This window comes from Microbacterium ureisolvens (assembly GCF_019511645.1).
Lineage (GTDB): Bacteria > Actinomycetota > Actinomycetes > Actinomycetales > Microbacteriaceae > Microbacterium > Microbacterium ureisolvens_A.
Genome location: NZ_JAEUAX010000008.1, coordinates 125317 through 145640 on the forward strand (window position 1 = coordinate 125317; position 20324 = coordinate 145640).

The 20324-nt window shown below is 71.8% G+C and carries 18 protein-coding genes; 7 read left to right on the plus strand and 11 right to left on the minus strand.

Annotated features, from left to right (window positions below):
- Positions 1-17: 17 nt before the first annotated feature.
- The gene (locus JNB61_RS14810; RefSeq protein ID WP_308289235.1) at positions 18-1631 is read right to left on the minus strand and encodes a 5-oxoprolinase subunit B/C family protein; all 1614 of its coding nucleotides are present in this window, start codon (positions 1629-1631) and stop codon (positions 18-20) included.
- On the minus strand, positions 1625-2380 hold the full coding sequence (locus JNB61_RS14815; RefSeq protein ID WP_220340108.1) for a 5-oxoprolinase subunit PxpA: 756 nt from the start codon (positions 2378-2380) through the stop codon (positions 1625-1627). Before JNB61_RS14815 ends, JNB61_RS14810 begins: the two co-directional genes overlap by 7 nt.
- 162 nt (positions 2381-2542) lie before the next feature.
- Here JNB61_RS14815 and JNB61_RS14820 point away from each other — a divergent pair, with 162 nt between their 5' ends.
- The gene (locus tag JNB61_RS14820; protein ID WP_220340109.1) at positions 2543-4384 is read left to right on the plus strand and encodes a dipeptide ABC transporter ATP-binding protein; all 1842 of its coding nucleotides are present in this window, start codon (positions 2543-2545) and stop codon (positions 4382-4384) included.
- Between the two features lie 79 nt (positions 4385-4463).
- Here the strand turns inward: JNB61_RS14820 and JNB61_RS14825 are convergent, their stop codons facing one another.
- From JNB61_RS14825 to JNB61_RS14835, 3 genes are all read right to left on the minus strand, one after another.
- The gene (locus JNB61_RS14825; protein WP_220291970.1) at positions 4464-5426 is read right to left on the minus strand and encodes an ABC transporter permease; all 963 of its coding nucleotides are present in this window, start codon (positions 5424-5426) and stop codon (positions 4464-4466) included.
- Positions 5423-6427 (minus strand): ABC transporter permease, encoded by a 1005-nt coding sequence (locus JNB61_RS14830; RefSeq protein ID WP_159848995.1) that lies wholly within the window; start codon positions 6425-6427, stop codon positions 5423-5425. The genes JNB61_RS14825 and JNB61_RS14830 overlap by 4 nt, the downstream gene beginning before the upstream one ends.
- A 108-nt stretch (positions 6428-6535) precedes the next feature.
- Positions 6536-8194 carry an ABC transporter substrate-binding protein gene (locus JNB61_RS14835; RefSeq protein ID WP_220340110.1) on the minus strand — a complete coding sequence of 553 codons (1659 nt, stop codon included), beginning with the start codon at positions 8192-8194 and terminating at the stop codon, positions 6536-6538.
- 257 nt (positions 8195-8451) lie between these two features.
- On the opposite strand from JNB61_RS14835, the gene JNB61_RS14840 reads away from it, so the two are divergent.
- The 3 genes from JNB61_RS14840 to JNB61_RS14850 all read left to right on the plus strand — a co-directional run bounded on the left by JNB61_RS14840 (position 8452) and on the right by JNB61_RS14850 (position 10481).
- Positions 8452-9315: a spermidine synthase gene (locus tag JNB61_RS14840; protein WP_220340111.1), complete on the plus strand. Its 864-nt coding sequence runs from the start codon at positions 8452-8454 to the stop codon at positions 9313-9315.
- Between the two features lie 96 nt (positions 9316-9411).
- The gene (locus tag JNB61_RS14845) at positions 9412-9939 is read left to right on the plus strand and encodes a hypothetical protein (protein WP_159846970.1); all 528 of its coding nucleotides are present in this window, start codon (positions 9412-9414) and stop codon (positions 9937-9939) included.
- A gap of 50 nt (positions 9940-9989) precedes the next feature.
- Positions 9990-10481, plus strand: a complete 492-nt coding sequence (locus tag JNB61_RS14850; protein ID WP_220340112.1) for a SprT-like domain-containing protein — start codon at positions 9990-9992, stop codon at positions 10479-10481.
- A 6-nt stretch (positions 10482-10487) separates the two neighbouring features.
- Here JNB61_RS14850 and JNB61_RS14855 read toward each other — a convergent pair whose 3' ends face one another.
- Entirely contained in the window at positions 10488-11129 is a 642-nt protein-coding gene (locus tag JNB61_RS14855; RefSeq protein WP_220340113.1) for a 2-phosphosulfolactate phosphatase, read from the minus strand.
- 110 nt (positions 11130-11239) lie between these two features.
- On the opposite strand from JNB61_RS14855, the gene JNB61_RS14860 reads away from it, so the two are divergent.
- Positions 11240-11821, plus strand: a complete 582-nt coding sequence (locus JNB61_RS14860; protein WP_308291275.1) for a hypothetical protein — start codon at positions 11240-11242, stop codon at positions 11819-11821.
- A gap of 33 nt (positions 11822-11854) precedes the next feature.
- Here the strand turns inward: JNB61_RS14860 and JNB61_RS14865 are convergent, their stop codons facing one another.
- Positions 11855-12448: an NADPH-dependent FMN reductase gene (locus JNB61_RS14865; RefSeq protein WP_220340114.1), complete on the minus strand. Its 594-nt coding sequence runs from the start codon at positions 12446-12448 to the stop codon at positions 11855-11857.
- A gap of 140 nt (positions 12449-12588) precedes the next feature.
- Between JNB61_RS14865 and JNB61_RS14870 the strand changes: the two genes are divergently transcribed.
- Positions 12589-14331: a hypothetical protein gene (locus tag JNB61_RS14870; RefSeq protein WP_159846979.1), complete on the plus strand. Its 1743-nt coding sequence runs from the start codon at positions 12589-12591 to the stop codon at positions 14329-14331.
- The gene (locus tag JNB61_RS14875) at positions 14328-15656 is read left to right on the plus strand and encodes a hypothetical protein (RefSeq protein ID WP_220340115.1); all 1329 of its coding nucleotides are present in this window, start codon (positions 14328-14330) and stop codon (positions 15654-15656) included. The genes JNB61_RS14870 and JNB61_RS14875 overlap by 4 nt, the downstream gene beginning before the upstream one ends.
- 52 nt (positions 15657-15708) lie before the next feature.
- Here JNB61_RS14875 and JNB61_RS14880 read toward each other — a convergent pair whose 3' ends face one another.
- From JNB61_RS14880 to JNB61_RS14895, 4 genes are all read right to left on the minus strand, one after another.
- Complete coding sequence (locus JNB61_RS14880) at positions 15709-17190, minus strand: ABC transporter permease (protein ID WP_374226643.1); 1482 nt, start codon at positions 17188-17190, stop codon at positions 15709-15711.
- Positions 17187-17963 (minus strand): ABC transporter ATP-binding protein, encoded by a 777-nt coding sequence (locus JNB61_RS14885; protein ID WP_220291993.1) that lies wholly within the window; start codon positions 17961-17963, stop codon positions 17187-17189. Before JNB61_RS14885 ends, JNB61_RS14880 begins: the two co-directional genes overlap by 4 nt.
- Before the next feature lie 151 nt (positions 17964-18114).
- Positions 18115-18753, minus strand: coding sequence for a response regulator (locus JNB61_RS14890; protein WP_220292461.1), 639 nt, complete (start codon positions 18751-18753; stop codon positions 18115-18117).
- Positions 18754-18879: 126 nt separating this feature from the next.
- Entirely contained in the window at positions 18880-20067 is a 1188-nt protein-coding gene (locus JNB61_RS14895) for a sensor histidine kinase (RefSeq protein WP_220340116.1), read from the minus strand.
- Between the last annotated feature and the right edge of the window lie 257 nt (positions 20068-20324).

A 20324-nucleotide genomic window follows, 5' to 3' on the forward strand; every position in this document is an offset into this window, starting at 1 on the left:
CGATCCGGTCGGGGGCGTCAGGCGGCCGGGCGTGCGTGGCGGAAACGGATGCGGGTGCCCGGTCGGGCCTGGGCGACGAGATCGAGGCTCGCATCGGTCACGACGGCGATGACGGGGTAGCCGCCGGTCACGGGGCCGTCGGCGAGCAGGATCGTGGGCCGTCCGCTGGGCGGCACCTGCAGCGCTCCCGGCACCATGCCCTCGCTCGCGAGCTCGCCCGGGCGCACGCGCGAGAGCTCCGGCCCGTCGAGGCGTGCGCCGACGCGGTCGGCGTGGTTCGAGACGCTCCACACCGTCTCGTAGAGCGTCGCGAGCGCCGCCGGGGCGAACCAGTCGGCGCGCGGCCCCGGCGCGAGCTCGAGTTCGAGCTCGTCGTCGTGCGGTGCGCCCCAGCCCGCAGGGGGCGCCACCGGGATCGGTGCCGCCGCCTCGGCGCGCACGCCGACGACGTCGCCCGCGCGCAGCGCCGCGGGCCCGAGTCCCGCCAGCAGGTCGGTGGACCGCGAGCCCAGGGCGACGCGCGCATCGAGCCCTCCCCGGACGGCGACGTATCCCCGCGCGCCATGCGCGAACCAGTCGAGGTGCAGCTCGGTGCCGGCCGGCCACGCGTGGGCCTCGTACGGGTCCACCTCGCGCCCGTCGACGCGCACCGTGCCCCAGGCACCGGTGACCGCGACCCAGAGGTCGGCGTCGGCCGTCGCACGCAGCCCGCCCATCGTCACCTCGAGCGCCGCAGCGCCCTCGGCGTTGCCGACCAGTCGATTCGCCGTGCGCAGCGCCCCGCGGTCGAGCGCCCCCGACACCGCGACGCCGACGGACGCGGCGCCCTCCCGCCCGAGATCCTGCACGGTCGTGAGCAGTCCCGGTTCGACGACACGGATGCTGCGACCGGCGGTCGCAGACCCTCCTCGCTGGTGTCCGAGATCAGGAGATCCGGCGGACGCAGGAGGACTCGGCGCGAACCGCCCTGTTCTCGCCAGATCTCCTGGTTCCGCCGACGCCCGTTGCGCGCGCGGCCGGAACCGCACCCTCGCCCCCGGTGCGAGCAGCGCGGGGGACGCGGCATCCGGGTCGAACAGGCGTGCCGCGGTCGTGCCGATGAGCCGCCAGCCGCCGGGCGTGTCGCGAGGGTAGGCGCCGGTGAAGACGCCCGCGAGGCCGACCGAGCCGGCCGGCACGCGGGTGCGGGGTGACTCGAGCCGGGGCACGTCGAACGGCCAGTCCTCGCTCACGAGGTAGCCGAAGCCGGGGGCGAACCCGGTGAAGGCCACCCGCCACCGGGCGTCGGCGTGGCGCCGCACCAGCTCGTCGACGTCGACGGCCAGCAGTCGCGCGGTATCGGCCAGATCGGCCCCGTCGTACGCGATGTCGAGCTCGACGAGCGGGGACGCGGCATCCGATTCCCGGATCGCCGTCGTCGCGGCGGCGAGGGCCCACGAACGGGCTGCCGACAGCGGCAGCACGCGCGGATCGATCCGCACCAGCACGGTGCGGGCTGCGGGCACGAGGTCGGTCACGCCTTCCGGACGCGATGCGGCGAGGGCGGTGTGCAGGGGGAGCACGTCGTCGAGCGCGCCGACCTCGAGGAGGAACGCCCGCTCCCCCATCGGCCGGACCCGCGGGTTCACCACGGCGACCGCACCTGAACACCGGCGACGTCGAGCGCCGCGCGCACGGCGCGAGCCAGCTCGACGGCCGACGGCGAGTCGCCGTGCACGCACAGCGAGGCGGCGGCCGCTCGCACCAGGGAGCCGTCGACGGCCTCGACCACGCCCTCGCGCGCGAGACGCACGGCACGCTCGGCCACCCGCTCGGGGTCGTCCAGAAGAGCGCCCGGCTGCGTGCGCGGCACGAGCGAGCCGTCGGGCAGATAGCCGCGATCGAGGAACGCCTCATGCACGAACGGCAGGCCGACGGATGCTGCGGCCCGCTCGATCTCGCCGGGCAGGCCCAGCACCGGCAGAGGCCGGCCGAGCAGCGCCGAGCGGTCCGCGATCGCCCGGGCGACGGCATCGGCCTGCTCCCGGTCGGCGGTGACGGCGTGGTACAGCGCTCCGTGAGGCTTCACGTAGCGCAGGTCGGCGCCTGCGTCGGCGAGCGCGGCGAGCTGCCGTGCGACGGCGGTGGTGAGCGCGCCGGGGTCGATCACGACGGCGACGCGACCGAAGTTCGCCCGGTCCGGATACGACGGGTGCGCCCCGACGGCCACGCCGAAGCGCTCCGCACGGATGACGGCCTCGCGCATCGAGGCCGGATCGCCCGCGTGCCCGCCGCAGGCCACGTTGGCGCTCGAGATCACCGCGAACATCGCCTCGTCGTCGCCAGTCGGCACTCCGTCGACGGTCTCGCCGAGGTCCGCGTTGAGGTCGATCGCCGCCATGGTTCCACGCTATCCCTGCGCGCCGGCGCCGGCGCGGGCGCCGGCGCGGGCCAGACACCGGCGGGGGCATCCTGCTCACCGCGCAGCGCGCCTCGTTACGGATCCGTAAAGGCTGGCGGCCGACAGGTGCGCATTGCGACACCGCGGGGCAGGATGGAGCGCATGGCCCGAACCACCTCCCGTCTCGCGGCCGGAGCGCCGCTGCTCCAGGTGCGAGACGTCGCCGTCCAGTTCCAGACGATCGACGGCCCGGTGCACGCCGTCGAGGGCGTCGACCTCGACATCGCCGCCGGCGAGACGCTCGCGATCGTCGGCGAGTCGGGCTCGGGCAAGTCCACGACCGCGATGGCCACGATCGGGCTGCTGCCGGGGAACGGCAAGGTGACCCAGGGCAGCATCCTGTTCGAGGGGGAAGACCTCGTGGGCGCACCCGAGAGCGTCATGCGCACCATCCGCGGCCGCTCCATCGGACTCGTGCCGCAGGATCCCATGTCGAACCTCAACCCGGTCACCAGGATCGGCACGCAGATCGCCGAGACCCTGCTGGCCCACGGGCTCGCGACCCGCAAGGATGTCGACCGCAAGGTCGTCGAGACCCTCGCCGCGGCCGGGCTGCCGAACGCGCAGGCCCGCGCCAAGCAATATCCGCACGAGTTCTCGGGCGGAATGCGTCAGCGCGCGCTCATCGCGATCGGGCTCGCGTGCGACCCGAAGCTGCTCATCGCCGATGAGCCCACGAGCGCCCTCGATGTCACCGTGCAGAAGACGATCCTCGACCAGCTCGAGCGCATGACCGGCGAACGCGGCACGGCCGTCATGCTCATCACGCACGACCTCGGGCTCGCCGCCGAGCGCGCGTCGCGCGTCGTCGTCATGAACCGTGGGCGCATCGTCGAGCAGGGGCCTGCGCGGCAGATCCTCGAAGACCCGCAGCACCCGTACACCCAGGCTCTCGTCAAGGCCGCACCGTCTGTCGCGGCGGTGAGGCTCCGGCCGGAGGTGTTCCGCAAGACGGCGCCCGGCACGCCGCGGCCCGACATCGCTCCGGCGGACGAGAAGGCTTCGGCCGCATCGCCGGCAGGCGAGAACGCCACGGCAGACGAGACCGCCGCGGTCCCGGCGACGAGCGCCGCCTCCGCCGAGGCCCGTGACACCCGGCCCACCGCCGCGCCCATTCCCGGCGCCCCCGCGACACCTTCCGCCGAGGCATCCGCCCCCGACAACATCGTCGAGGTGGAGGGTCTCACGAAGATCTACCAGGTGCGCGGCAGCAAGGAGGACTTCGCCGCCGTCACGGATGTCTCCTTCTCGATCCCGCGCGGCGAGACCGTGGCGATCGTGGGCGAGTCGGGGTCGGGCAAGACCACCACCGCGCGCATGCTGCTGAAGGTGATCGAGCCGACCTCCGGTTCGATCCGGTTCGACGGCGTCGACGTGGCGACCCTCAAAGGGCGGCAGCTGCGCGACTTCCGCCAGCGGGTGCAGCCGATCTTCCAGGACCCGTACTCGTCGCTGAATCCGATGTTCTCGATCGAGCGCATCATCACCGAGCCGCTGGACTTCTATCGGCGGGGCTCGTCCAAGGAGCGCGCGAAGCGGGTGCGGCAGCTGCTGGACGACGTGGCGCTGCCGCAGACGATGCTGCGCCGCTATCCGTCGGAGCTGTCGGGCGGCCAGCGCCAGCGCGTGGCCATCGCCCGCTCACTGGCGCTCTCCCCCGACCTCATCGTGTGCGACGAGCCGGTGTCGGCGCTCGACGTGCTCGTGCAGGACCAGATCCTGACGCTCCTGGGCGACCTGCAGCGCGAGTACGGCCTGAGCTACCTCTTCATCTCCCACGACCTCGCGGTGGTGCGCCTCATCAGCGACTACGTGTGCGTCATGAAGGACGGCGAGCTCGTCGAGGCCGCCTCGTCCGAGGAGATCTTCACCAACCCGCGCGACCCGTACACGCGGCGCCTCCTCGCGTCCATCCCCGGCAACGAGCTCGACATCGCCGTCTGACCGGCGCCCCTCCGGGATCCCGCAGGGGTGGATCTGCGCACGCTCGGCGTGCGCAGACCCACGTTGACGAGGTCGCGGCTCAGCGTGCCCGCGTGCGCGGATCCATGGCCTCGCGGAGCGATTCGCCGAGGAGGGTGAAGCCCAGCGCCGTCACCGTGATGCAGATGCCGGGGAGGATCGCGATCCACGGGTTCACCGCGAGCTCGAGCTGCGCGTAGGTGAGCATGCGCCCCCACTCGGCGGTCTGCGGGACCCCGCCGCCGAGGCCGAGGTACGACAGGCCGGCCGCCTCGATGACCGCGGTCGCGAGCGTCAGCGTGGCCTGGACGATCACCGGCCCGATGGCGTTCGGCAGGACGTGACTCATCGTGATGCGGCCACGGCCGAGGCCCAGGGTCGCCGCCGACAGCACGTAGTCGCTGGATCTCTGCTGGAGCATCGACGCGCGCAGGAGGCGGGCGAAGATGGGCACCTGTGCCGCACCGATCGCGATCATGATCGCCAGCGGCGTCTGTCCCATCAGCGCCGCGATCGACACGGCGAGCAGCAGTGACGGCACCGAGAGCAGGATGTCGACGAACCGCATCACGAGCGTGTCGACCCACCCGCCGAAGGTCGCGGCGACGAGGCCCAGGAGCATGCCGCCGACCAGGCCGAGCAGGGTCGACACGACGCCGATCACCAGCGAGGCGCGGGCACCCCAGATGAGCTTGGACAGCATGTCGCCGCCGAAGCGGTCGAGGCCGAGCGGGAACCCGGGGATCTCGCCGGGGCCGGGGATGTGACCGGGGGTGATGTACTTCTGCCCCGGCAGCTCTTCGGGGCCGTAGGGCGCCAGCCACGGGGCGAAGACCGCGACGAGCACGAAGATCGTGATGATGACGGCGCCGACCCATGCGCTCGGGTTGCGGCGCAGCCGCCGGAACACGTCGCGCCAGAATCCGCCGCCGCGGGTGCGGGCCGCCAGGAGCTCCCGGTCGTCGACGGAGGTGTCGTCGACCGGTCCGCCGCTGGGGGCGGGAGGAAGCATCGCGGAAGTCATGAGACCCTCACTCTCGGGTCGATGAAGCTGTACGAGACGTCGACGGCCAGGTTGATGATGGCGTAGATCACCGCGATGAAGAGGATGAACCCCTGCAGCACGGGGTAGTCGCGCGTGAAGATCGCCCGGGCGAGGAACGACCCGATCCCCGGGTAGGCGAAGACCGACTCGGTGAGGATCGCACCCGACAGGAGCAGTCCGAACTGCAGGCCGATCGTGGTCACGACCGGCAGCAGGGAGTTGCGCATGATGAACCGGCCCCGGATGGTGCTGCGGGAGATGCCCTTCGCCATGCCGGTGCGCACGAAGTCCGAATTCTGCACTTCGAGCACCGATGCCCGGGTGATGCGCGTGATGATCGCGAGCGGGATCGTCGCCAGCGCGATGCCGGGGAGGATGAGGTGCAGGAAGGCGTCCCACGCGGCATCCCACTCGCCCGTGATGATGCCGTCGAACACGTAGAAGTTCGTGTAGTGCGTGGCGTCCAGCCGCGGATCCTGACGGCCGTCCGACGGGAGCCAGCCGAGCTGGATCGCGAAGACCCACTTGAGGATGACGCCGAGGAAGAACACCGGGATCGTGATGCCGATGAGGCTGCCGAAGACCGCCAGGTGGTCTGCGGCCTTTCCATGGCGCCGGGCGGCCCAGTAGCCGACGGTGATGCCGACGGCGACCGCCAGGACGATCGCGAACATCGTGAGCTCGAGCGTGGCGGGGAACCGCCGGATGAACTCCTCGGTCACGGGCCGCTGCGTCTGGATCGAGACGCCGAAGTTGCCTTGCAGCAGTTGACCCAGCCACGTGAAGTACTGGGCGATCAAGGGCTCGTTGAAGCCGTACTGCTCGTTGATCTCGGCGACGGCCTCGGGAGTCGCGCGTTCGCCGAGGAGCGCGACGGCGGGTCCTCCCGGGAGCGCGCGCACCCAGAAGAAGAGCAGCAGGGTCAGTCCGAACAGGGTGGGGATGAGCAGCAGGATGCGCCTGCCGACGGTGCGTAGCAGCACGGGGAGTTCTCCGGGTGGGGCGACGGTCGGTCGCGGGCGAGCGGACGGAGGTGACGGATGCCGCTGCCGGCGCCCAGCGCCGGCAGCGGCATCCGTCCTACAGCGTCACTCGCTGAGTTCCACCATGTTGTACACCTCGTCCTGCACCGGGCTCGCCGGGTACGACGTCACGCGCGCGTCGAACGCGAGCGTGGGCACGGGGTGGGCCAGCGGCACACCGGGCAGGAACTCCATGATCTGCTCGTTGATCGCCTGGTAGGCCGACTCCTGCTCCTCCTCGGTCGCCAGACCGCGTGCGTCGGTCAGCGCCTGGAAGAGCTCCGGGTTGTCGAAGCCCCACTCGTTCGTCGGCAGGCCGAAGAAGGTCCCGACGAAGTTGTCCGGGTCGTTGTAGTCGCCGGTCCAGCCGAGCAGGTGGATGCCGTGGTCGGTGCCGCCCTGGATGAGGTCGAGGTACTCGACCCACTCGTTCGTCACCGGGTTGAGGACGATGCCGACCGCCTCGAGCTGGCTCTGCAGGTTCGTGAAGATCTGCTCGGGGTTGGGCATGTACGGCCGCGAGATGTTCACGGGGTAGTTGAACGTGATCGTCAGCGGGTTCGCCTCGGTGTAGCCCGCCTCGACCAGGAGCGCCTTGGCGGCCTCGGGGTCGTACGGATACTCGGTGACGCCCTCGTTCCAGCCGATGACCGCGTCGGGCATGAACTGCGTGGCCGCGACCGTGCCCTCGGGCAGCACCTGCGTGATGAGGGCGTCCTTGTCGATCGCCTGCGCGATCGCCTGGCGCACCTTCACGTCGCCCAGGCCCGGCGCCGCCTGGTTCATGCCGAGGTACAGCACGTTGAACGGGTCGCGGTTGACGAGGTTGAAGCCGGCGTCCTCCAGGGCCTGCAGGTCGGCGGGCGCGACGAGGTCGTACCCGTCGATGCTGCCGGCCTCGAGCGCCTGGCGGCGCGCCGTCGTGTCGCCGATGACGCGGAAGATGACCTCTTCCACGACGCCCTGCTCGCCCCAGTAGTCGGGGTTGGCCTTCAGCACGACCTGCTCGCCGGGCGAGGACGAGTCGAAGACGAACGGGCCGGTTCCGGTCGGGTGGCTCTGGCCGTACTCGCTCTGCACCGGTGCCTCCTCGGTGCCGCCGACCTCATCGGCGCCGTACTCCTCGAGGGCCGTCGGGCTCTGGATCGAGAAGGACGGCAGCGACAGCGCCGGGATGAAGCCGGCGAACGGCTGCTTCAGCGTGATGGTCGCCTGCGTCTCGCTGTCGGCGGTGCAGCCGCCGTAGATCGACTCGTCGCCGAAGCCGCGCATGATGACGCCCCAGTAGTAGGCCATGCTCTGCGAGGCGGCGACGCCGGTGAAGGCGTTCTGGCGGTCGAAGTTGTAGCAGACCGCCTCGGCGTTGAAGTCGGTGCCGTCGTGGAACTTCACGCCCTCTTCGAGGGTGAAGACGTAGGTCGTGTCGTCGGGCTGGTCCCAGCTCTTGGCGAGCAGCGGCGCCGGGTCGGCGGTGCCGGGCACCGTGCCGACGAGGCCCTCGAACATCTGGCGTGCGACGCGGAACGTCTCGCCGTCGCTCGCGAAGGCGGGGTCGAGGCTCGCGGGGTCGCCCGACGCCCCGAAGACGAAGGTCGTGTCGACGTCGCTCGCCTGGTCGTCCCCGCCCCCGTCGTCGCGCTGGCTCGCGCAGGCGGTGAGGACGATCGCGCCGACGGCGACCGCGGCGGCGCCGGTGAGCCAGCGCCTTCTCGCAGTGTGGAGCATGTGCTGTGCACCTTCCATGTCGTGTGGGCTCCGCTGCACATCGTCGTGGAGCAGAGGTGCGCGCAGCCCTCAGCGGGGAGTGATGCTCCGACGCTACCCGCGAAGGAGCGCATCGAGGATTACACCTGTGTCTCGATTGTGTTTCGACAAGGATGGATGCCTCGCACTGGGCGAACTGCATCATGCCCGCGCAGACTCGCGGGCAGATGTGTCAGTCCCTGCGTGTTCGTGAGGCCCGGACGGCTAACGTGGAGCGCATGGCACGCGCGCGGGAGGAAGCATCCGTCCCCTCCGTCCGGCTGTCGGACGGCACGCTCGCCCGCGTGGTGCGCTCGCCCTTCGCGGGCGGGTGGGAGCTCGACGTCGACGGGACGCCGCAGTCGCACGTGGACCTCGACGATCCGACGCACCTGCACTTCGAGTACGTCGCGCGCATGGGCGCGGTGATCGACCGGCTCCGGATGCCGGGGCAGCCGCTCACCGCGATCCATCTGGGTGCCGGCGCGCTCACGATCCCGCGCTACATCGAACGGACGCGTCCGGGTTCGCGGCAGCAGGTCGTCGAGCTCGAGCCGGCGCTGTGGGACCTGGTGCGCGAGAATCTGCCGCTTCCCCGCGGCGCCTCGATCCGGGTGCGCATCGGCGACGCGCGCGAGGCGCTGGGGCGCCTGCCCGCGGGCCTGGTGGGCGCGGCCGACCTCGTCGTCTCCGACGTCTACTCCGGCGCCCAGACGCCCGCGCACCTCACGACGGTCGAGTTCTTCACCGAGGCGGCGCGGTTCCTCGCACCCGCCGGCGTGCTGCTGGTCAACGTCGCCGACGGCGCGGGTCTCGCGTTCGCCCGCCGCGAGGTCGCCACCGTGCAGGCCGTGCTCGAGCACGTCATCGTGCTCGCGGAGGTGCAGACGCTCAAAGGTCGCCGCTTCGGCAACCTCGTCATCGCCGCGTCCCGCGCGCCGCTTCCGACCGAGTGGCTGCCGCGGCTCATGGCGGCCGGGCCGCACCCCGCCAAGGTCGCCGAAGGCCGGGAGCTCGACGAGTTCGCGCGGGGCGCGCGGGTGGCCACCGACGCCGACGCCACGCCGTCGCCCAAGCCCTCGGCATCCGTCTTCACCCGCTGACCGTCACGGATCCGCCGGCCCGGCGTGGCACGACCGCGACCCGGGAGAGGGCAAGGCACACTGGATAGGCCACCGGCGCGGCGAAGGGAGTCAGACGTGAGCTACATCAGCGGGTACGACCCCGACACTCTCCGCGAGAAGGTGAACGCGAGTCAGTGCAGGGAGCGGCTGGAGGAGATCGGCGACCAGCGGAGCCTTCCTGCTCTCCTCGAGCGGGTGTGGCTGCTCAAGGTGCTCGATCGCGCGGACGAGGCCCTCGTCATCTCGGAGCAGTCGGTGCGCGTCGCGCGCATGGCGGGCACCCGCAAAGACCTGCTGCGAGCCCGCATCCTGCACGCCACCGTGCTGCAGGCCCGCGGCGCGTACGCCGCCGCCGAGCAGGAGCTCACGACGTGCGCCGAGGAGGCGGACGGCCAGGGCTGGGCCGGCATCGGGGCCTTCGCGTACCAGCACCGTGGCAAGGTCAACTACGACGCGGGCGACTTCGAGGCCGCCCGCAAGGACTTCAAGCGGGCACTGTTCCTGCGCCAGGAATCCGGCGCCACCGAGGACCAGCTCGAGTCCACCCTCCTCGCCATCGACGCCGCCGACCGGCGCCGGGCCGCAGCATCCGTAGCCAGCTGAGGTGGGCACCGAAACCCTGAGTGTCGGAGATACGTTCTAGTCTCGCGCACATGTCGGATCTGCATCGCGTGCGGCACTGGGCCGAGGCCCTGATCGCCCTCCACCTCGACGGCTCGTGGAGCTTCGCGTTCGACAACGCGAAGCGCCGGGCGGGGCTGTGCGACTACACGCACAAGCGCATCAGCGTGTCGCGCTACCTCGCCGCGCGGTACGACGACGACACCAACCACCAGACGCTGCTGCACGAGGTGGCGCACGCGCTGGCCGGCCCGCGGGCCGGCCACGGCGCCCGGTGGAAGGCCGTCGCGCGCGAACTCGGCTACGTCGGCGGCACGACCCACAACGGCGAGACGGCGACCGAGCTCGCCCCCTGGATCGGCGTCTGCCCCGCAGGTCACGTCGCGTACCGCCATCGCAAGGCGACGAGGCCCACGTCGTGCGCCAAGTGCGCCCCGCACTTCGACGAGCGCCACGGCTTCACCTGGACCCGCCGCGAGATCACCCGCGCGACCCGTCTGGCCGCGATGACCCCGCGCGACTGACCCGCGTCAGTACGCGGCGAAAACCCCGTCGCGCAGCACGGGAACGACGGATGCCGCATCCACGGCGGCCGCGTTCAGCACCTCGTCGCGCGCGTCACGGGCGAGAAGCTCCTGCCCCGAGCCGCCGGCCGTGAGCAGGTGGCGCAGAGCGCCGCGCAGCCCGCGGAACGCCTCGCACGCGGCGGCGGCCTCCGGCGAGGTGTGGTCGACGCCGAGATCGCCGAGCGCGTCGACGATCGCGCCCGCCCCCAGCTGGTCCTCGACCGCGAATCGCAGCGGGGCCCCCCGCTCCCGGCCGGCGAGCTCGCCCGCAGCGATCACCGCGATGCTCGTGCGCGCGGCGCGCTCGTGCTGGATGTCGAGAACGGCCCGGGCGACCGCCGCGGCGTTGCGGAGGGATCCGAGGAGCACCACGGCGCCGGAGTCGGCCGCCGCCTGGGCTACCGCCGCGCCGTTGATCGATTCGGCGTGCGCGGCTCCGTCGAGCGCCACGCTCTCGCCGCGGGCGACGGCATCCGTCACCGTCGTGGAGAACCGCAGCACGTCGACGACCACGACGACGTCGGCGGCGGCGAGGCGCCGGACTCCGTCGATCCCCCAGTCGTGACGAACCTGGTAGCGGTGCTGGTCGAAGGGGCTCTCGGGCATCCGTCCAGCCTAGGCGGCAGCATCCGTCTCCCCGTCTGGGCGACAGCCGCGTTCGGATCGCGCGTCTCACCGAGACGACACGTCACCTCCGCGCATATCGTGCGCGCTCGGTGAGGTCGCACGATGTCGGCGCTCGGCGCAACCCCGGATTCGGTGAGGGAGCGGGTGCGACACTGGAGCGCATGCGGATCCTGCTGAAGTTCGTGATCGACTGCGATGCCGACGCCGCGTGGCGGGCGGTGCATTCGCCCCGGGCGGTGGCCGAGCTCTACGGGCCGCTGATGGACCTCGCCCCGCTCGTGCCGAGCGGCCTGCCGACCTCCTGGACCCCCGGCGACGACGTGCCGGTGCAGCTTTCCGCGTTCGGCGCGGTGCCGATGGGACGGCAGCTCATCCACGTCAGCGAGCGCTCGGTCGACGAGCCGGGCGGCCGGGTCCGGATCTTCCGCGACAGCGGCATCCCGCTCACGGGTCCGCTCGCCAGCCTCGACGTGTGGGACCACCAGATGGCGGTGTCCCCCGCGCCCGGTCAGCCCGGCAAGACGCTGTGGCGCGACCGGCTCGTCATCGGCGGCCCCACCGCACCCCTTCTCTGGCCGGTGCTGTGGGGCGTGTGGCAGTGGCGGGCCGCGCGTGTGCGCGCCCTCGCCCCCACGTGGGCTCACGACCCCGAATCGCTGCCCGAGGAGTGAGCGGATGCTGCGTGCCGCAGCATCCGTGATCCATCACCCCTGCGGAATGACGGTCAGGACCCGCGCGACGTATTCGAGGAACTTCGCCATGAAGGTGCGCAGGAACTTCTCGGTCTCGGCGTCGGTCACGCGTCCGTCGTCGTCGATCAGACCCGGCGTGATCTGGATGTACGCCTCGGGCGACGTCATCTGCCGGGCGTTGAGGTAGCTCAAGGTGCTGCGGAGGGTCTGCTGGCCGACTGCAGTGCCGATCTTTCCCGGCGACCCGCCGATGACCCCGGTGGGCTTGTCCTCCCAGGCGCTGTCGCCGTAGGGCCGGCTCCCCCAGTCGATCGCGTTCTTGAGCGGCCCGGGGATGGACCGGTTGTACTCGGGAGTGACGAACAGCACGGCGTCCGCCGATCCCACGGCCTCCTTGAACTCGCGTGCGACCTGCGGATAGTCCGCGTCGAGGTCGCGGTTGTACAACGGGAGGTCGGCATAGGAGATCTCGAAGAACTCGAGCTCCTTCGGCGCCAGACGCTGAAGCGCCTCCGCGAGTTGACGGTTGACGGATTCGCGGGAGAGGCTGCCGACGATCACGCCGACGCGGTAGGGCGGTTCGTGCTCAACGATCTCGATCTGCATGCCGCCAGCCTGCACCCGTGACCGCCGGCCACGCACCCCCTTGCGCTGGGGGCGGTTCGGGTATCACGCCCGCACGGGAACCCTCTTCCAGAGCGGGGGAAGTCGCTGCATTGTGGGAGCCGTAGACCTGGGGGTGTGACATGGCCGACGGTGTCGATTTCGCGGAACCGGCCGACGAACCGCGCACTCACGTCACGCTGCGACTCATCGCGCAGGATCCGTCGGTCAGCGGGGATGACGCGCGGATCCTCACCGCCCACGTGAAGGTGCCGTGGTCGCGCATGGAGGACGGACCCCGCGGGGCGCGGCTCCACGTGGTGGACTACGACACCGCGACCGGCAGGTACGTCAAGCACGAGCCGCTGGGCACGGACGACCTCTTCGCGGACGCCGCCGACGAGGTCCTGCGCACCGACTGGGCCTTCCATGCGCAGCACGTGTACGCCACCGCCGCGCGCACGCTCGCCACATTCGAGACGGCGCTGGGGCGGCGGCTGCCGTGGGGCTTCCGCAGCCACCAGCTGTTCCTGGTGCCCCACGCCTTCGCCGAGGCCAACGCCTACTACTCGTTCGAGGATCGCGCGCTGCTGTTCGGCTACGTTCCTCCGGCCGACCCGACCGGCGAGGCGATCTACACCTGCCTGAGCCACGACGTCGTGGTGCACGAGACGACGCACGCCGTGCTCGACGGGCTGCGCGGCCGGTTCCTCGAGCCGAGCCTGCCCGATCAGGCCGCGTTCCATGAGGGCTTCGCCGACATCGTGGCGCTGCTGTCGGTGTTCTCGATGCGGCCCGTCATCGAGCAGGCGCTCGGCAAGCCCGACAAGAGCGGGCGCATCCCCCGCAGCCATGTGACTCCCGAGGCTCTGCGCAGGAACATGCTCGCGCGCGTGGCCGAGCAGATCGGCAGCGTGCTGACACAGGGGCGCGGCGCACTGCGGGAGTCGGCGCTGAACCCGCCGCCCGCCGACTGGGCGAAGCGGGCCGACTTCCTCGAGCCGCACCGGCGCGGCGAGGTGCTCGTGGCGATCGCCTTCGATCTGCTCATCGAGATCTGGGACAAGCGCCTTCAGGCGCTGTTCTCGCGACCGAACGGGGAGGCGGTGACCGGCAAGGGGGTCACCGTCGACCGCGCGCGGGCCGCCGAGGAGGGCGCGAAGGCGGCGTCGCAGCTGCTGACGATGCTGATCCGCGGGCTCGACTACCTGCCGCCCGTGGAGTTCGACTTCGGCGACCTGCTCAACGCGGTGCTGCTGGCCGACCACGAGGTCGTGCCCGACGACGACCTCGGCTACCGCAGGCTCCTGGTCGACGGGTTCGCCAGGGCCGGCATCAGGCTCCCCTCCGGTCGCGTGACCGACGTGCTCGAGTCGGAGCTGCCGCCGCGCTATCTCGGGATCAACTTCGCAGGGCTCCGCAGCGACCGCGACGAGGTGTCGCGCTTCCTCTGGCAGAACGCCCGACGCCTCGACGTGTCGACCGACTACTACACCGTCATCGAGTCGGTGCTGCCGACGCAGCGCATCGGTCCGGACGGGCTCATCGTGCCGGAGTCGGTCGCGACGTACGTGCAGATGGCCGACATGACCGCCCGCGAGTTCACCGACGAGTCGGGGCTCCAGCTCTCCCCCGCGATCGATCCGCAGACGCCCGTTCAGCTGTTCGGCGGCGGGACGCTGATCTTCGACCAGTTCGGGCGGCTCAAGCTGCACATCCAGAAGCGCCTGGACGACTGGCGTCGTCAGCAGCTGCGACTCGACCACCTCGCGCGCACCGGCCGCATCGACGCGAAACGCCGCCTCGGCTTCTCGGACGGCGCCGCCCGCGGGCAGACGTTCGCCGAGCTGCACCGCACCGAACGAAGCTCCGGGGAGGCATGGTGAGCACTCCGACGCGCGTCCGCGTCCGCACGTACCAGGTCGGCTTCGGCGACTGCTTCCTCGTGTCGGTCGAGTACGACGAGCCCCTCCCCGACGGCCGCGCCGAGCGGCATCTGCTCATCGACTACGGCACGAGCCACGCGCCCCGCGAGGGCATGGCCCGCGGCCGCATGGGCGATGTGGCCGCCCTCATCGAGAAGCACACGGGCGGCGAGCTCGACGTGCTCGTGGTGACGCACCGGCATCGCGACCACCTGCGGGGGTTCGAGGTCGACGCCGGGGCGGCGATCATGAGGAGGCTCGCCCCGAAGCTCGTGCTGCGGTCGTGGACCGAGGATCCGCGGCTGCCCGCGACCGCCGATGGGCCGGACGGCGCGGGACTCGACGCCGCCGAGCCGCCGAACGGCCTCAGCCGCGCCGCCGTGCGGTACGCGGCGCTGCTGGCGCAGGCGCAGGACCACGTCGCGAAGCTGACGCAGCTGGTGGGCCTCGACGACGAGGTGAAGGCCGCTGCCGAGGACCAGCTCAAGAACGCCGAAGCGGTCGCCCTCCTGGACGAGCTGTCGCTCGGCGAACGGGGCCGCTACCTCCACGCCGGGATGGAATCGGGGATCGAGGGCCTGGTTCCGGGGATGCGCGCGACCGTGCTCGGCCCGCCCACCGTCGACCAGGACCCGCGCGTCGCGAAGCAGCGAGAGGACGATCCGGAGTACTGGCTGGCCGCGCTCGGCGCCTCGCTGCGCGTCGTCGGCTCGGCCGCCGATGCGGGCGCCGACGCCCCCGCGCCGATCTCTCACGGGCCGGGACCCGTCCGCTGGCTCATCGACCGCCTCGCGGACCAGCGGTCGCACTCGGCGGCACGCCTGGTGCGCGACCTCGACGACGCCCTCAACAACACCAGCGTCATCCTGCTGCTCGAGATCGAGGGCCTTTCGATGCTGTTCCCCGGCGATGCGCAGATCGAGAACTGGCGGCTCACCCTGGAGCGGCTGAAGGACGAGCCGCAGCTGCGCGACCGGCTCGCCGGCATCGACCTGTACAAGGTCGGGCATCACGGCAGCCGCAACGCCACCCCCCGCTCGCTGCACGCGCTGTGGAAGGACCGCAAGGCCGACCGCCCACGGCTCGCCGCGGTCATGTCCACCCGCCAGGGCGTCCATGGCACGGGCGACGGCGCGGTGCCGCAGCCGCAGCTTGTCACCGCCCTCCGCGAGGTCGCCGACCTCTACTCGACCGACGACCTCACCGGCGGCGAAGAGTGGATCGAGCTCGAGGCCGACGCCGCGGGCGGCCCCTTCCGCCCCGTCCCGTTCGTCCAGGACGGGTGACGGATGCTGCGTCGCGAAGCCCTGCGCCGCAGCATCCGTCACCCGGCCGGTCTCAGTCGGCGAGCGCCTCGACCGGTGCGACACGCGTCGCCAGGCGCGTCGGCACGACCGCCGCGACGAGGGTGAGGACGGCGGTCGCGACCACGATGATCGCCACCGGGAGCCACGGCACGGCGGGAGCGACCAGCGTCGGCGCCGAGAACGAGGGCGGCATCGGCACAGCGCCGAGGAGCGACTGCGCGCCCGCCCAGCCGTAGGCGATGCCCAGCACGAGCCCGGTGACGGTCGCGGTGATCGTGATGTGCGCGGCCTCGAACAGCACCATCCGGCGTACCTGCCCGGTCGACACGCCGAGCGCACGCAGCAGCCCGAGCTCGCGGCGGCGCTGCACCACGCCGATCGTGAGGAGGTTCACGAGCCCGACCGCGGCGATCACCGCCGACACGGCGACGAGGCCCATCATGATCCCGGCGAACGTGTCGAGCAGCGTGGTCATCTCCTGCGGCGCCTCGCCGCCCGCCGAAGTCGTGAGCACGACCTTCACGGTCTCGAGCGCCACCGCGAACATCGTCACGAGCGTCACGCCCATCACGACGCCGATGGCCATGCGGCTGGAGCGCTCGGGGTAGCGGAGGGCGTTCTCGGATGCGAGCCGCGCCGTCGCCGACGAGCCGAAGAGCCTGCCCACCAGCCGCAGCACCGGCGGCATCACGAGCGTGGCACCGAGTGCGAGACCGGTGAACGAGAAGATGCCGCCGAAGAACGCGACGATCACACCGAGCGGCGCGACGAGACCGATCGCGATGCCTCCCGCGAGCAGCGCACCACCGATCGCGAACAGCGTGATCGCGGCGCCGTTGCGCGCTGTCTTGCGCGTGTAGGCATCGTGGGACGCCTCGACCGAGCCGCCGAGTGCCTGCAGCGGCGTCACGGCCAGCACCCGCCGCGAGCCGGCCCACGCCGCGGCCCACGTCGTGAGCGCGACCACGACCGCCGGGATCACGAGCACGGGCTGCACGACGGCGTACTCGACGTCACCGATGCCGAAGGCGACCCCGGCCAGGACGACGCCCGCCCATGACACGAGAGTGCCGCCGACGAGCCCGAGCACGGCGCCGATGACTCCGACGACGAGCCCCTGGCGCGCGACCTCGGTGCGCTGCGATCGCGCGGACGCGCCGATGAGCCGCAGCAGGGCGATGCGGCGCGTCCGGCCGGCGATGACCGTCGCGAAGGTGTTCGCCGTGACGATGGCCGCAACGTACACCGCGACCCCGATCAGCAGGAAGCTCATGATCGCGAGCACCGCGGCGAGCGTGCCGCTCTCCCCGATGAACGGGTCTGCCCGAAGCACCGCGGCGATGAACCCGGTGGCGCTTAGCAGGATCGCACCGAACGCGCTCGAGATCCCGGCCACCAGGATGCTCGCCCCCATGCCCCGCTCGCGCAGCCACGCCGGCGGCGAAGAGGCGCTTCGCGAGACCGACGCCGTGGGCCGAGGCATCCGTCGTCCCGTCTCGGCGATCGCGGTCACGACGTCACCGCCACGGCGCCGAGCTCGGAGGCGAGCATGTAGGCCGAGATCTCCTCCGCGCTCTGGCGGGGCTTGTCGGCGACGATGCGCCCGTCGCCGAGGAACAGCACGCGGTCGGCGTGCGACGCGGCGACCGGGTCGTGCGTCACCATGGCGATCGACTGGCCGTGCTCGCGGGTGGCCGCGGCGAGGAGCGCGAGCACCTCGCGCCCGGAGCGCGAGTCGAGGTTGCCGGTGGGCTCGTCTGCGAACACGAGGTCGGGCGAGGTGGCGAGGGCTCTGGCGATCGCAACGCGCTGCTGCTGGCCGCCCGACAGCTGGTGAGGCCGGTGGTTCAGACGCGATGTGAGGCCCAGCCGCTCGACGAGGCCGTCGATGCGCGCCCGCTCGAGTGCGGTCGGACGGCGACCGTCGAGATCGAACGGCAAGAGGATGTTCCCGAGAGCGTCGAGGGTCGGCACGAGGTTGAACGCCTGGAAGACGAAGCCGACGCGACGGCGGCGCAGGATCGTGAGCTCGAGGTCGGAGAGGCCCGTGATGTCGGTGTCGCCGATCCACGCGCGGCCGCTGGTCGGGGCGTCCAGTCCCGCCATGATGTGCATGAGCGTCGACTTGCCCGAGCCCGACGGGCCCATGATCGCGGTGAACTCGCCACGGCGGATGCCGACGCTCACGCCCTCGAGCGCGTGCACCGTGCTCTCGCCGGTTCCGTAGGTCTTGGTGAGCTGCTGCACCCGGGCGGCGAGCCCGAGGTCGGTCGATGAGAGTTCCATGCCTACGACGCTATGGACGGGCCGCTGTCGCGCGCGTCGGCCGTTCGACGCATCCTTCGTACATCTCCAGGATGACGCGCCACCTTCGCCCTCCCGGTGCACGCACCTCCTTCATCGTTGAGTTGGCGGGGAGGAAGACGACGGGGACGAGCTAGGCGAGGCCGTGCTCGAAGGCGAAGACCACGAGCTGCACGCGGTCGCGGAGCGCGAGCTTGGTGAGAATCCGGCTGATGTGGGTCTTCACCGTGGCCTCGGAGAGGAACTCGCGCGCAGCGATCTCGGCGTTGGAGAGCCCGCGCGCGGCGAGTGCGAAGATCTCGCGCTCGCGCTCGGTGAGCTCGGCGTATGCGGGCGGGACCGGCCGGGGCGCAGCATCCGTGAATCTCTCGAACAGATCGCGGGTGGCGGATGCCGCGATCACGGCCGACCCCGAATGCACGGTGCGGATCGCCGCGAGGAGGAACTCCGGGTCGGCGTCCTTGAGGAGGAAGCCGCTCGCGCCCTGGCGGATCGCGCGCGCGGCCGCCTCGTCGAGGTCGAACGTCGTGAGCATCACGATGCGCGGCGGCTCGGGGTCGCCGAGGAGCTCGGCGGTGGCGGCGAGGCCGTCCATGACCGGCATGCGGATGTCCATGAGCACGACGTCCGGTCGCGCCTGGCGCACGGCATGGATCGCCTCGCGGCCGTCGGAGGCCTCGGCCACCACCTCGAGGTCGGGCTGCGAGTCGACGAGCATGCGGATGCCGGCGCGGAAGAGCGCCTGGTCGTCGACGAGTGCGACGCGGATCATGCCCGGCCCCCTTCGTTGTCCCTGTTTCCGTCCTTCATGTCCCGATTCCCGCCGCAGGAAGCCCCGCCGGCGAACGAAAGCAGGACACGCTCGGTGCGGCGCCACGACTCGTCGCGAAGAGCCTCCTCATGAGGACGCCCCGACCGGGATCTGGGCCCGCACCGCGAAAGAGCCGGACTCCTCCGCGGCCTCGAGGCGGCCGCCGGACAGCTGCGCGCGCTCGCGCATGCCGATGAGTCCGTGCCCCGGTCGGCCGGTCGCAGCACCGGGAGCCACGGGGTTGCGGACCCCGATCTCGACGCGGTCGGAGAGCCACTCCAGCCGCACATCGACCGGACCGCCGGGAGCGCCGTGCCGCAGCGCGTTCGTGAACGCCTCCTGCAGGATGCGGTAGACGGCGAGCTGCACCGCGGCCGGAGGCTCTCCGGGCGGGGCGGGATCGACGTCGACGCGCAGCTGCACCCCGGCGGCACGCACCTGGGCGTACAGCTCCTCCAGGTCGGCGAGGGTGGGTTGCGGCCCATCGCCCTGACGGTGGCGCAGCTGCCCGAGGAGCAGGCGCACATCGGCGAGCGCCGCCCGGGCAGTAGTCGAGATCGTGGACAGCGCCTCGGTCGCCACCGCAGGATCGGATGCTGCCGCATAGCGCGCGCCGTCGGCCTGGGCGATCACGACCGCGAGCGAGTGGGCGACCACGTCGTGCATGTCGCGCGCGATGCGCACCCGCTCGTGCTCGGCGGCGGTCTCGGCCTCGGCGCGCTGCTGGGCCTCTCGGTTCTCGCGCGCCCGCACCGCGGTGCGCACGAGGGCGCCGATCGTCCACGAGAGCCCGAGGGCGAAGGCCGCGGCCACGAGCATGACGAGCGCCAACGGCAGCGTCTGCCACGACAGGCCGCCGCCCGCGAAGACCGGCCCCGCGAACAGGTAGACCGTGATCACCAGCGCGCCCACGAGCGCCGAGGCGAAGCCCGCCCAGTAGACCAGCCGCGACCCGTACGCCGCGGTGGTGTACAGCACGCCGAAGATCGCGACGTCCGAGAAGCTGGGCGGTCGCCCGAGCCCCATCTGCACGAGCGCGCCGACCCACGCGATGCCGAGCGCGAGCATCGGCGACAGGCGACGCAGCGCCAGCGCGCCGCTGAACAGGGCGGCGATGAGCAGTCCGGTGATGACCTGCCCGAGCGACCCGAGCCGGGACTCCAGCCCCCACGCGCCGGCGGCCAGCACCGTCTCCACCGGCCACGCGATGAGGAAGAACGCGACCGCCACGATGACGTCGACGACGAGCTGGGACGTCTTCAGGCGGCGGAACACCGTCTCACGCTACGCGAGGGCCTGGGGCCGCGGCATCCGTCCCGCGCTGTATCCGCCCGCGGCGAGGTCCGTCCAGCGATGTACGGCGACGGATGCTGCGGCACGCCTCGTCCCGGATCCATAAGGTCTGCCCACCCGACCATTGCGCCGCACCGGGCGAGGCTTTACTGTCGCGTCACAGGCCGAAACCGACGGGAAATGTCGGATGGCCAGGATCGGGAAGCGGGGCCGGTCCATCGATCGGATCCTGTCTCTTA

Coding starts and splice junctions, on each gene's coding strand:
- JNB61_RS14815 (WP_220340108.1), bottom strand. CDS start 2,380: ATGGCGGCGATCGACCTCAACGCGGACCTCGGCGAGACCGTCGACGGA.
- JNB61_RS14820 (WP_220340109.1), top strand. CDS start 2,543: ATGGCCCGAACCACCTCCCGTCTCGCGGCCGGAGCGCCGCTGCTCCAG.
- JNB61_RS14825 (WP_220291970.1), bottom strand. CDS start 5,426: ATGACTTCCGCGATGCTTCCTCCCGCCCCCAGCGGCGGACCGGTCGAC.
- JNB61_RS14835 (WP_220340110.1), bottom strand. CDS start 8,194: ATGCTCCACACTGCGAGAAGGCGCTGGCTCACCGGCGCCGCCGCGGTC.
- JNB61_RS14840 (WP_220340111.1), top strand. CDS start 8,452: ATGGCACGCGCGCGGGAGGAAGCATCCGTCCCCTCCGTCCGGCTGTCG.
- JNB61_RS14850 (WP_220340112.1), top strand. CDS start 9,990: ATGTCGGATCTGCATCGCGTGCGGCACTGGGCCGAGGCCCTGATCGCC.
- JNB61_RS14855 (WP_220340113.1), bottom strand. CDS start 11,129: ATGCCCGAGAGCCCCTTCGACCAGCACCGCTACCAGGTTCGTCACGAC.
- JNB61_RS14865 (WP_220340114.1), bottom strand. CDS start 12,448: ATGCAGATCGAGATCGTTGAGCACGAACCGCCCTACCGCGTCGGCGTG.
- JNB61_RS14870 (WP_159846979.1), top strand. CDS start 12,589: ATGGCCGACGGTGTCGATTTCGCGGAACCGGCCGACGAACCGCGCACT.
- JNB61_RS14885 (WP_220291993.1), bottom strand. CDS start 17,963: ATGGAACTCTCATCGACCGACCTCGGGCTCGCCGCCCGGGTGCAGCAG.
- JNB61_RS14890 (WP_220292461.1), bottom strand. CDS start 18,753: ATGATCCGCGTCGCACTCGTCGACGACCAGGCGCTCTTCCGCGCCGGC.